This window comes from Porphyromonas sp. HMSC065F10, from assembly GCF_001808555.1.
In the GTDB taxonomy this organism is placed as follows: Bacteria; Bacteroidota; Bacteroidia; order Bacteroidales; family Porphyromonadaceae; genus Porphyromonas_A.
On the sequence record NZ_KV793730.1, the window covers coordinates 65,654 to 78,075 of the forward strand.

Genomic DNA, 12,422 nt, shown 5'->3' on the forward strand with positions numbered 1-12,422 from the left:
TCTTCTTAGTTGTAAAGCTCAAATGCGTCACCCCCAGCCTGTCTATCCTGGCTGGCATCCCATAGAGAGACCTTTGCATAATACCCCATCTGCGGCGTCACATTTTCGGTGAAAGACCATTTTGCAAAGGTCTTAGAGAAGTGGTGCCGCCACTACTACCGGATATACGTCAGAGGGCAGCGACGGATCGCTGTGGATCGGTCGCTGCCCTCAGGTAGGGACAACCTCTTGACAGAGGTCTACTTAGTCCTTGTTGCTAAGCAGACCTCCGACGACAAAGGCGATGGAGGTGATGGCAGCCCCGCCAAGGGCGCCCATGAGGACGAGGGCCTTACAGCCTCCCTCCATGGACTCATCACCGATGTATCTTCCCAGGCGGCAGAGGCCGCTACTGATTTCATTTGCTCTCATAATGGTTTGTTTCTACTTGGTTACTAAGGTTCTCAGCAAAGTTAGCCATTTACCTGCTCTTTCCTCATCACTTGTCGATGGACTTGTCAAGCCGGCCGAGGAGGAGTCGGTAGTGAGCGCGGAGGTTGGCATCCCTCGTCCGAGGGATGGTCCGCTTGAGCAGGTCTCGTACCTTCAGAGCATAGCTCAGGGTGTAGTCGCTGGTCATATTGACGGTCTGCGCCCAGAGGTGCTCCGGGAAGCCGTTGCCGTTGCCGAAGCCGAGCAGCCCATTCTCCTCTCCGGCGTGACTGCAGACGGTCTTGTCAGCCTTATAGCTCAGGCTGAGGGCGTCAGACTTAAGCCCGACAGGATAGACATTCTGCAGCCCATACTGGAGTGAGGCATTGAGGTAGCGGACAAAGGCCTCCTGCAGGGCGATTTCAGTCTCGCTGAGGCTCGAAGCACGACGGAGGGTAGGGCCAAAGATATGGCTATAGACATCCTCCAGATACTCCATAGGGGAGTAGGAGTCGGGGTCGAGGTAGTAGGAGATGGCGAGCTTACCGGTATTGAGCATCGTCATCTTGAGGAGATCCTGCTGCACGAGGTCAAAGGGGCGAAGGGACGCGTAGGGGATGTGTCCCACCAGCTTCTCAAGCCCAAGCTTACGGAAGTCCTCTGCATGCTCTATGAGCCAGAGAGCTGCCTCGCGCTGCCGCTCCTTGGGGAGCACCTGATGCCTCGGTATCCCAGAGGACTCGCTCGTCTGCCGGAGGATGATGCCGGGGACCATCATAAAGATATTGTGGTAGTACCCGTAGGCCTGCGCCAGGATCTGCTCGTAGAGCTCGCCCCGGTGCTCAGCTCCGGGGTCGTCGGTGATCCACTCATCGAGGTGCTCGGTGATGTACATGAGGTTGCGCATCCCCAGCTCACCGGCACGTATCGGGTCATCGCTCAGGTCCTCCTCGATGGCGGTCGGGTCGAGGCGGCTCTCCACCTGCTGCACGCCATAGCGGTAGATCGGGTTGCCCTCATGGTGGGAGACAAACTCCTGGAGCTCCTTGCTCTCGGCAAAGAAATTGTCCTCCAGCTCCGGGAAGACCTTATACCCCCACTCGATGGCGTAGTAGTCAAAGGCGCCAAGGAAGGGCGGGTCGAGGGAGACCCCTTTGTCCTCCCGCTGTGCCACATAATTCCATCGCGCATAGTCCATAATACTGGGCGTGGTGCCGTACTTATGGGTAAAGGAGGGCGACCGGAGCGAGTCGACGGAGTAGGCGGCTGAGGCGGCCATATTGTGCATCAGCCCGAGGGTGTGACCCACCTCGTGGGCGATCACATACTCCAGCGACTCGGTGAGGAGGGAGTCGGAGAGCACCTTGCTGCGGACTGCGGGGTCGAGCTGTGCTGTCTGGACGAAGCGCCAGTTATTGAGCGTCTTGATCACATTGCTGTAGACCATGACTGAGGCATTGATGATCTCGCCCGTGCGGGGATCGTACCAGGAGGGACCCATGGCATTCTCGATGCCGACAGGGACGTAGCGGATGCAGGAGTACCTCAGGTTATCGGGGTCAAACTCCGGGTCGTCCTTGGGGAAGTCCCTCACCTGCACGACGTCCTTGAGCCCGATGCGCTCAAAGGCCTTATTCCACCTCAGCACACCGGCCTTGATCCCGGCTCTCCAGCGCTCGGGGAAGTTGTCGTCGATGTAGTAGACGATGGGCTTCTTGACCTCTGTCAGTTCGCCCCTCTTGAGAGCCTCCATATCGACCGGCTCGAGTCGCCAGCGACGGATGAAATTGACCGTCTCTATCTGGTGATTGTCGCTCCGGAGGATGTCCTTCTCCGTGAGGAAGAAATTGACCCTCGTGTCGCTCAGTCTCGGTGTCATCGGCACGGCCGGCAGGCGGAGGAGGGAGTAGGTGACTCTGTATGTGGTCGGGTAGTCCTCGAGCCCCTTGCCCCTACTATTGGTGAGAGTGACGTAAGAGGTGCGCTCGACGCCTACGGTGGCATTGGTCTCAAAGGACTTCACTGAGGTGAAGCTCGAGAGGTCGGGTCGCGGGCTGCTGGAGAGTCGGTATGAGCCCACCTCGGAGACTAATGCATTGAAGAAGCGCTGCTCATTGAGGAAGAAGTCGGTGACATCGAAGAGGACAGACTTGCCGTCGCTGCTGAGTCCCGTGATGGGGAACTTGTGCAGCGACACGTTGGTGTAGCTCTTCCGGATATTCTTGACCAATGCCGACTTGTCGGTCGGGTCATAGAGGAGGTCATTATTTACCACCTCCATGACGACGACACTGTCTTTCTGTATGAAGCGGATCGGGATCGGTCCGCTATTCTTGAAGCCCGGGAGTCCGAGCTGGGGGTTGGAGATGTCCGATACCGTGGCGGCGATCAGCATCTCCTCACCGAAGGACTCACTCGGGAGCTCCATATAGAGCTGCTTCTCCTTGAGGTGAAGGGATAAGAAGGGTCCCTGAGCGGACCTCATCGAGGTGGTGTCCGTCGTGAAGAAACGCTCGTAGGGGGACTTGCTCTGCTCCCGCATACGCTGCTCCTGTCGCTCGCGAGCCACAGCGCGCTTGGACCGGAGGATCTGCGCCTCGGTCGTAGGGCCGCTCAGCACGCCGATGAGCGTGAGGAGTAGTATTAGGATGGGATGATGTCGTCTCATGGGTTACTCTCCTTTCAGTGCTTTATTGGTCTTGAAGAGCAGCACGCTGTAGTGGGCTTTGGCCTCGGGGCTCTTGGCCCACTTCTCCGCTTTCTCCAGCTCGGGACGCAGTCTCTCGAGTGCAGCGAAGAAGTAGATGCTCGACCGGTCGATGTCCTCCAGACGGATCTGAGGGTAGGGGCTGCGGGTCGGGTCACCGAAGGAGACCTCGGAGCGGTACCCCTTGAGTGCTGTGGGGACCATCACTGTGGGGACCTTGGTGTCGGTGACTACCGCCCGACCGAGGTTGATGAACCCTCTCTGCAGCAGGATCTCTGCTCGGGTGGGGTCGCGATGCTCGGTGAGCGAGGCAAAGACCTCCTTCGTCAGGTCCTCAAAGTACTCCTGCTGAGAGTAGCTGCCGGGGACGAGGTGCTCGGCTGTGAGGACGCGCATACGGGTGTTGTAGAGGTCATTGATCAGAAACTCGTAGAGCTGATCGTAGTAGCTGATGCGGATCTGACTCCTGCACTCGAGCTCTCGATTGGCATACTTGTCAAAGTCCTTGATCTGGTCCACCACCCACTTGAGCGAGGCTCTCTGCGTCTCGCGGGGGAGCACGGTGTAGATGGGGTGCTCCGCATCGGGGATCGAGGGATTGACGTAGATGCCGCCGATCTGGTGCATCACATTCTTCACGAGGGAGTGGAAGGTCTGCGAGATGGCGAGGTCCAGCTTATCCTTCTTGCGGGTGTCCTCGTCATCGGTGATCCACTTGGGGAAGTCGTGAGAGATACGGGCGAGATTTTTCATCCCATAGTCGCTGCTCTTGATCGGGTCATCGCCCAGGTCGCCGGAGATGACCCGCGGATCGTAGACATTGGTCTGCTCCGGGAGGTAGCGGTAGATTGGGTCATTTGCCTTGGAGTCGACAAACTTCTCCAGCACCTCTGCCTGAGCGTAAATGTCCTGAGAGAAGAGGGGGAAGTAGCGGTAGAGCCACTCGACCACGTAGTCATCGTAAGGACCGATCTCGGGGAGGGTCATCGGGACGTTGTCTCCCGGCTGTGCCACATAATTGAGTCGGACATAGTCCATAATACTCGGGGTGACGCCGTGAGCTCGCACGTAGGAGGCGCTCCGGAGGGAGTCTGTCGGGACAGCCGCCGTGGCGATCATATTGTGCGACAGACCGAGGATGTGCCCCATCTCGTGCTTGACGGAGAAGGTGAGCATCGCATCCCGCTTCTCCTTAGGGAGAGGGAAGTTGCGGATCGAGGGGTCTACGAGGGCGCTCTGGGTGAAGTACCACTTGTAGAAGAGCTGCTCGATGTTATTGAAGATAAAGAGTGTCGAGCTGATGATCTCTCCCGTCCTCGGATCGACCCACGAGGGGGCGTAGGCATTCTCTCCCTGATTGGGGATGTAGCGGATGCAGGAGTACTTCAGATTGTCCGGATCGAAGCCGGTGGAGGCGTCGGGGAAGTCCCTTACCTCGATGGCGTCCTTAAATCCGATCTTCTCAAAGGATGTATTCCACGCCAGGATACCATCTCGGATCGGCTGCTTCCACTCCTCGGGGAATGCGGGATCGAGATAGAGGACGATCGGCTCCTTGGGCTTGGAGAGTCCACCGGAGGCGTAGGCGGCGGAGTCTGCCGGCTCGAGGCGCTGTCGGTGGGCAATGTAGATGTTGTCGGTCTTATCCTTGAGGGGGGAGAAATTAAGCCGCCCGGTGGTGAAGGTCCCGACGCGGGTGTCGGCGATGCGTATCGGCATCGTCTCCTCCGGCAGTCGGAGCAGGGTAAAGGTCGCCTCGACCGTCGTCGGCACATCGCTCGCCACGGAGACCATGCCGAGGAAGGTGGCGGAGAGCTTGTAATTGAGCTCCACACGCACCTGAGCATTGTCCTCATAGGACTTCATCCCCTTGATGAAGGATAGAGAGGAGACCGGCGAGGCGCTCAGCTTGAGGTCGCCGGACTCCTTCGGGATCACCCGCACGAGTGTACTCTCGCGCGCCATCAGGGAGGTGGCGTCAAAGACCACCGCGCTACTGTCCGGTGTGAAGGCGAGGACGGAGTAGGCTGCTACGGAGGGGTCGCGGTAGCTGAGGGCGAGCGCCTGCTTCATCGGCTCGTCAGCCTCCTTGGAGTAGACGATCGTGTTATTTTTCTTGACCACCACGGTGCTGTCTTGCAGCTCGAAGCGCATCAGCAGGGGCTCCTCGCTGCGGTCGCCTATCGTGAGGATCGATCCGTCAGAGACACTGGAGAGCGTGGCTCCGAGGAGCATATCCCGCCCGATCTCCGAGATGGGCAGCTCCATATAGAGCTTGTCCTCCACCTTGTGGAGCGTGACGAGGCCACCCTTGACGGTCTCGACCTTCTTGTCTCTGAAGAGCTGATTATACTTATCCTTGCTTGTCTTGGCGTAAGACTCGTGGATGGGTGCCAGTCCCAGCATCGGTAGGAGCGTGAGTAGTAGTAGTCTCCGCATCCATCCCTCCACCGGGATCTTAGGGGTTGAGTGCATGTTTGTTCCTTTGCAGGCTTGTATTAGTTATTGATCGGGTAATCCTCGCGGAGTGCGATGGCTGTGATGGGGAGGCGAAGGTCCTTCCACTCATGTACGATGGGGTAACCGTCCTTAGTTAGGTCTATCTGCCGGATGCTCGAGGTGGAGCCCGACTGACTATTCAGGGCAATGTAGAGGAAGTGGTCATCCTTGTCCACCACCATATCGGCTACCTCCTCGTCCTTGCTGAGTGCGACGAGGGGTTTGGTGGGGAAGTTGCCCCCCGACATCGTATTGTAGGCATAGATGCCGCTACCATCAGCACCGCTGTAGAAGACTAAGCTCCGCGTCGGGGCGGAGGTCATCACAGATGAGGCATCGAGCTGAGCCGTAGCAGGGACCTCCTGGGAGAGGAGCACCTCCTCCGGGACTCGCTTAGCCTTTGCTACATTGTGAGTTCCCGGATTGATCAGCAGATGCTTGATCGTCCCGTCGCTCTTGCTCTTGAGGAAGAGTGCCACCCGCAGCCGGTCCCCGGTAAGGACCATATGGGTCAGGCTGTAGCCCTTTGTCTCGTCGGGGAACCATGACATAGTCTTCCGACTGCCCAGCTGTGAAAAGCGAGCGACCATCCTTTCGGTCCCATTGTCATAGGCCAGATAGCCATCTGTCTTTTTGGCATCGTTTTTATCCGTGAGCCAGGAGACTGTGACCGGAGCTAAGTTGAGCTTATCCCGAGTGGTGCCGAGTGGTGTCCCAAATGTATTCAGATCACTATTAGTGGCCTCTACCGTCTTGATAAGGAAGTCTCCAAATCTACCATTATAGAAGAAGCGTCCCTTGGAGTCCGCCCAAGTACCCTCTATCGAGGTGATCTCTGACTTAAGCGGTAGGGTCTTCGTCATAATCATCTGATCCGGCTCAATATTGTACAGGGTAGTACCACACGCAAGTAAGAAGCCCTTAACCTTATAAGCGACATTGGTCACAAAGGCGAGATCGTGGGGTGTTCCAACAAACGTACCGGCAGGATTATTGAGCGTCAGCACGTCGTAGTCCACTTCCTTGTCGGGCTGCGACGGCTCCACAAAGCCTATCGTAGCCTGCTTGTCCTCCTGCCCGAGGAAGTACAGTCCCTGACGATAGCGGTATTGGACGTTGATCTTTGCTCTCTGTGCTATGGTGGTCTCTCCGTTGGTAATCAGCAGACGAAGAGCATATACCCCCGGCTTGGGACACCTATACTTAAGCACTTGACTGGTGGATACTTCCTTATAATCTACTTCCCATGAGTACTTCACCTCTTTGGAGGGACCATTGAGGGTAAGCTTGGGCGCAGGGATCTCGAGTATTCGTCCCTCCTCGGAGGTGTAGATCTCACGAAGCTCTTCTGTGGTCGTTATTTCTGTGACGGGACGATCGGGGTCAGTGGAGTGATCCTTAAAGCAGCCGGTCAGAAGGATGCAACTGAGTAGCCCCGTAAGCATGACCGGCAGTATCCGGTATATCGTATGTTTCATGGCAGTGTGTTACTCTTCAAAGGGAATATAAGCCGATGGGTCAAAGTCCAGTGGCACACCAAGCTCCGGGTGTGCTGCGAAGTAGTCGTAGACCTTTTTGCAACTAATAAAAAATCTATTTGCTTCGCCCTTATTCCAGTAGGAGTCAAGCAACTCATCCGGGTCACTGTGGTAATACTCCAGTAGCTTGAGATACTTCAGTCGGTGATAAGTACCTAAGGGCAAGTACTGAAAGAAGAAGGGCTCAGCGACATAGTTGTCGAAGGTAATGATCTGCTTATTGTCCCGCTCAAAAGCGACCTTCAGCTGATCGCTCGGTCGAAGCATCAAGACAAGACGAAGTGCCTTCTCCACATCTGCTGAGATCTTACTACGGAGTAGCTTGACACGTAGGGTGTCCGTGACCGCTCCCGACCGGAATTGATAGGACTCTGCCAGTGGGGCGTAGTGTACCCCTGCCTCGGCAGTCGACTCTGCAGGGTCGGCTACGACGTGGAAGGTAAGGGGCTTATCAGGGATGTCTCCCAGTATTCGTAGAGGGATGGCAACCTCGTGGACCTCTACCTCCGGAGGGAGGATCCCAAAGGAGTAATTAGTAAGCGTGTCAGCCTGCTGCTTGTGGTCAAAGTAAATAGCTGAGGAGCCGATGTACTGACCATCGGGGGTGAAGTCCCCCTCGTATGTGATCCTATTGCAGCTCGTGCCAAGCAGCCCGAGGAGGGCGAGTGGGGCGAGCAGTCGTATGGCGCTTCTCATAAGATAATCCTTTTGTCTCATTTCTTATTGGTCTCGGCGGTGAAGCCAAATTCTCTCTCCTTCTCCGGCCACGGGAGGATGTAGATCTCATTAGAGGCCGGGATGGACTCCTTGCCTCTACGGTCGAGGATAGGGAGGTTGTAGTGCTTGTAGGCAAAGAAGATCTGTCCCTCGCCCGGCATCTCGCGCATCCGCTCCCGCATCATCTCGCTGATGTACTTCTCCTTGGTGTCCACCTTAGCCGGATCGATCTCAGCGAGGCCGCGGCTCTTGCGGACGGCATTGAGCAGCTCGATAGACTGGGTGCGGTCGCTGTCGTAGAGACACTCGGAGAGTATGTAGTACATCTCCGGCAGGCGGATCAGGGTCAGACCCTCAAAGTCTCCCTTATTCAGCTCAGCCTCATTGGACAGCAGGCGGGTAAATGCCGTGAGTCCACCAGAGAGCTCCTTGTAGTAAAGCCCATACCGCAGGTCTACGCTGGTGGCGGTAAACTTGTCCGTCTCGTAGAGCTCCTTGAGGTCCGTCCTCGCCTCGGTAAAGCTACCGGAAGCGGTATTCTGGAGGAATGTGTCGTAGACGGTCCTCGCTATGCGAGGTGCGTAGAGACCGAAGAGCAGCTCTCCCTGAGCCGGGTAGCGCTTTACTCTCTCGAAGTCCCCCTTCTCGACCAGCCCGAGCTTCATCGTCCCCTCCGGTGCATCGGCAGTGGTGGCGGTGGCATCGATGACCTTACGGGCGTAGGTGGCTGCCTCCGTGAGGTCTCCCATCGTGTAGTAGATCCGTGCCTTGAGTGCCGAGACAGCGTACTTATTGAGGTGCGCATACCGCTCGTCTAAGTAGACATCAATGGAGGTGCCCATCGGCAGGTAGAGGCTGACATCCGATGCGAGGAGCTTCTCTGCCTTGTCGAGATCGGCAAGGATATTCTTATAGCTGTCCTCAATGGAGTAGAGCTGCTTATTCTGCAGGTCGGCCTTGTAGGCATAGGGGATGCCGCTCTGTCCCGCGCGCTGAGCATAGTCGGCTGTATAGAGACGGAGCAGGTCAAAGTGGAGGAATGCCCGCAGTGCGTACGCTTCGCCCCCGATCATATCGAGGGTGGTGCCCTTGAGGTCGGTGGTCTCATAGGCATCGATCAGCTCATTGACATAGGCGATCACTGCGTACTGATTGGTCCAGATCTGGTCGATGGTAGGGCGTACCTTCAGATTCATGTAGTCATACCGGAGGATATAGGTGTCCTCATTCTCGGTATTATTGTACATAAACATCTGCCCCAGCTTGTCGACAAAGCCGTAGGTGAGGTTGCCCCCATAGAGTGACGCATCCGCCATGGAGGCGTAGATGCCGTAGAGCGCATCCTTAAATCCCTGCTCATCCCGGAAGAGCACCTCCTTGGGCATCGTGCCCTTGGGCTGTATGTCAAGGAATTTATCGCAGCTGGTCATCAGGAGTGTCACCGGCACGAGGGTGAGCATCGTCGCCAGCGCCTTAGATAGGATATTCTGTGTCGTCATAATTTCAGAGTGTAAAGCGGATGGTCATCTCGATGGATCGCGCGTAAGGGTAGGAGAGCCCTCGCTCCCTACGGATGGTGGAGAAGTGGTAGAGGTCGTTGGCGAGTAGCTCGAGCCTCATATTCTTCAGACTAAAGTACTTCAGGTCTATCGGCTTGAAGTCGTACGCCAGTGAGACAGAGCTCAGGTCGAGGAAGTTATTGACTGCCACGAAGCGGCTCGTCTGCATCGGCACGGAGGCATCGGCGATGTTCTTGTAGGAAGCATGATTTCCAGGCTGAGTCCAGCGGTCGGAGAAGACTCGCTGGTCGGCATTTTTCCTCGGGTCAGCTCCCTCAACACGACTGGCGAGCGTCAGGTTGTAGTCCATGGCACCGAGCTGGTAGCGCAGACCGGTGGTGAGGGTAAAGCCCTTGTAGGTGAGGTAAGAGCTGACCATACCGGAGGCGAGAGGGCTCGTGTCGCCAAAGGTGACCTTATCCCTCGGGTCGTAGTCAAAGGTATAGCTCCCGTCACGCTTGATATAGATCTCCCGACCTGTCGCCGGGTCGATACCGGCGGAGGGGACCACCTTCAGCGTCGTGAGCGACTCTCCCTCCACGTAGATCGGCAGAGGCATACGGCTGTCCTTATCTGCGAGGCTCTTCTCATTCTGAGCCTTGAGCGCATCACTGATCTTGCGGATCCTATTCTTATTATAGGAGTAGGTCATGGCGACGGTCCAGTTCCAGTCCTTGGTCCTCACCGGCACGATCCGCGTGCTGAGCTCGATACCCTTATTCTCGATCTCTCCGACGTTCTCCTTAGCGGTTGCGACACCGACAGAGGGTGCCTTGGTGACATCGAGGAGGAGGTTGTCGGTGATCTTGAGGTAGAGATCGAGCGAGAGGTCCCATCGGTTGTCGAGGACATTGAGGTCGAGACCGATGTTATTATTCTGAGTCCGCTCCCAGCGCAGGTCAGGGTTCCCGATCGTGATCGGCACGGCGCCGGCACCCTTGATATACGTGAAGTCCTCACCGTAGCGGTAGGTGGTCAATGCCTGATAGGGGGAGAAGGAGACATTGCCCAGGTAACCGGTGCTGAATCGGAGCTTGAGGAGATTGACATTTAGGTCCTTCATAAAGGGCTCCTTGTGGATGTTCCATCCGATACCGGCACTCCAGAAGGGAGCGAAGCGGGAGTTTTTCCCGAAGAGAGAGGATCCCTCGTAGCGGTAGATGAGGTCGAGGAAGTACTTCTCCTTGTAGATCGCATTGAGGTTGGCAAAGAAGCCCACTCCGGCGATGATCCTATCCTCACTCACCGGATGACCACCGGCAGGGTAGCCGGAGGAGAAGCCGGGGTTGGGCAGTTTGTCTGAGTAGTACCCTACAGAGCTGTAGCGTGACATCTGGTAGGTGCGGTACTCGATGTTGCTCCCCGCCATGGCGCTCAGGAAGAGGTCCTCGAGGACATTTTTATTGTACGACAGCATCAGCTTGCCTGAGAAGTCGCTCGACTTGGAGAAGGTCTCCGAGAGGCTTCCTCGCTGACTTAGCTTAGCCTTCTCGAGCTCCTTACCGGAGCGAGGGGAGACGAAGTTGATCCGCTCCGACTTCCCTCTCTGGAGAGTGGCGTCGGCATCGATGCGGAAGTCTGCCAGCCACATACGGAAGGTGAGGGTGTCGAAGAAGTCAAAGTCGCTCGACCGACTAACGTTGCCTGCTGTCGCCTCGTAGAGCGGGTTGATCAGCTTGTGAGTCAGCAGGTGGCGGAGGTTGCCGTCCTTGTCGTAGGGGCTGTCGTAGGGATTGGCATCGACGAAGCTCTTGAAGTCTCCGTAGGGAGAGTCCTGACCATTGACGAAGCTCACGCGAGCGAGGTTGGAGATGAAGAAGAGCTCGTCCTTGCTGTAGGAGAGCTTGAAGGTCGTATTGAGGCGATCCCGACCGGAGCCGCGCATGACTCCCTGATCCTTGCCGTACCGAAGTCCGAGGCTGTAGCGGGCATAGTTGTCCCCTCCGTCGATATTGATGTTATGGTTCTGAGACAGCCCGATGCGAAGTGGCTTGGCCATCCAGTCGGTATTGACCCCGCGGGCGATCTGCTCTCGGATGGCGGCATACTCCAGCTCCTTCCTGTACCGCTCCTCGGGATTGTCGTCCGAGAAGACCCCCGCAAGGCGCTCATACTCCAGCTTCTGCTCCGCATCCAGCAGGTGGTAGTCGGAGAGGTCCGGTATGGAGCTGCGGATGGTCCCATTGTACCTCAGCTTGAGCTTGCCGCCCTCCATCGGGCGTGTCGTGATGACGACGACACCGGCAGAGCCCTTAGCTCCGTAGAGTGCGGTGGCGGAGGCATCGCGGAGGACGGTGACGGACTGGATGTCATTCATATCCATATCGAAGACGAAGTCCGAGGTGACGATCGACCCATCGACCACGAAGACCGGCATATTGGCCTTGCCCTCAAAGGTGGCGCGCCCGCGGATATTCAGCTCCGGCTTGGCATTGGGGTTGGAGCCCATCAGGGAGTTGTCTATCGAGACGACACCGGGGACGAAGGCCTCAATGCCCTGCATGATGCTCTGGGTCCCCATAGCCATCATCTTCTCCTTATCGATCGTGGTGGAGGAGCCGGTGAAGCTATTCTTGCTCTTGGTCTGAAATCCGGTCACCACCACCTCCTCGAGGAGCTCGGTGTCTTCCTTCATCACCACGGTGATGTTGTCCCCCGCCTTGACCTTCACTTCCTGGGTCTTGAAGCTGATGTAGGAGAAGACCAGGGTGGCAGTGCGGGACTTGATATTGATCTCAAACTTTCCCTCTCCATTGGTGCCGAAGGCTCCCTCCTGTCCCTTGATGTGGATCCCGACGCCGGGCAGTGTCTCACCGGTGGCATCCTTTACCACACCGGTGACGATAAACTTCTCTGCCTGGACCTCGCTGCCGGGCGCTGAGGTCTCTGCCACCTCCGCTCGCAGAGGAGTGCTGCCGAGCATCAGGGTGGCACAGAGAACTGATAGAGCCAGCGCTAAGTGGGCTGTCTCTCTGAGTGAATGGGTCATAT

Annotated in this window: 7 protein-coding genes; all 7 read right to left on the reverse strand. The window is 56.9% G+C overall.

Features of this window, described 5'->3' with window-relative positions:
* Positions 1–243: 243 nt before the first annotated feature.
* The 7 genes from HMPREF2890_RS09035 to HMPREF2890_RS00440 all read right to left on the reverse strand — a co-directional run bounded on the left by HMPREF2890_RS09035 (position 244) and on the right by HMPREF2890_RS00440 (position 12,420).
* Positions 244–411: a hypothetical protein gene (locus HMPREF2890_RS09035; protein ID WP_168160384.1), complete on the reverse strand. Its 168-nt coding sequence runs from the start codon at positions 409–411 to the stop codon at positions 244–246.
* Positions 412–478: 67 nt separating this feature from the next.
* A complete protein-coding gene (locus tag HMPREF2890_RS00415) occupies positions 479–3,079 on the reverse strand; it encodes a zinc-dependent metalloprotease (protein WP_083289702.1) in 2,601 nt (866 codons plus the stop codon).
* A 3-nt stretch (positions 3,080–3,082) separates the two neighbouring features.
* Positions 3,083–5,593 (reverse strand): zinc-dependent metalloprotease, encoded by a 2,511-nt coding sequence (locus tag HMPREF2890_RS00420; RefSeq protein WP_070463937.1) that lies wholly within the window; start codon positions 5,591–5,593, stop codon positions 3,083–3,085.
* Between the two features lie 23 nt (positions 5,594–5,616).
* Positions 5,617–7,095, reverse strand: a complete 1,479-nt coding sequence (locus tag HMPREF2890_RS00425; protein ID WP_148130629.1) for a hypothetical protein — start codon at positions 7,093–7,095, stop codon at positions 5,617–5,619.
* A 9-nt stretch (positions 7,096–7,104) separates the two neighbouring features.
* Positions 7,105–7,851: a DUF4843 domain-containing protein gene (locus HMPREF2890_RS00430; protein ID WP_070463942.1), complete on the reverse strand. Its 747-nt coding sequence runs from the start codon at positions 7,849–7,851 to the stop codon at positions 7,105–7,107.
* A gap of 17 nt (positions 7,852–7,868) precedes the next feature.
* Positions 7,869–9,371, reverse strand: a complete 1,503-nt coding sequence (locus HMPREF2890_RS00435) for a RagB/SusD family nutrient uptake outer membrane protein (RefSeq protein WP_083289704.1) — start codon at positions 9,369–9,371, stop codon at positions 7,869–7,871.
* 4 nt (positions 9,372–9,375) lie between these two features.
* Positions 9,376–12,420, reverse strand: a complete 3,045-nt coding sequence (locus HMPREF2890_RS00440) for a SusC/RagA family TonB-linked outer membrane protein (protein ID WP_083289705.1) — start codon at positions 12,418–12,420, stop codon at positions 9,376–9,378.
* Positions 12,421–12,422: the final 2 nt, after the last annotated feature.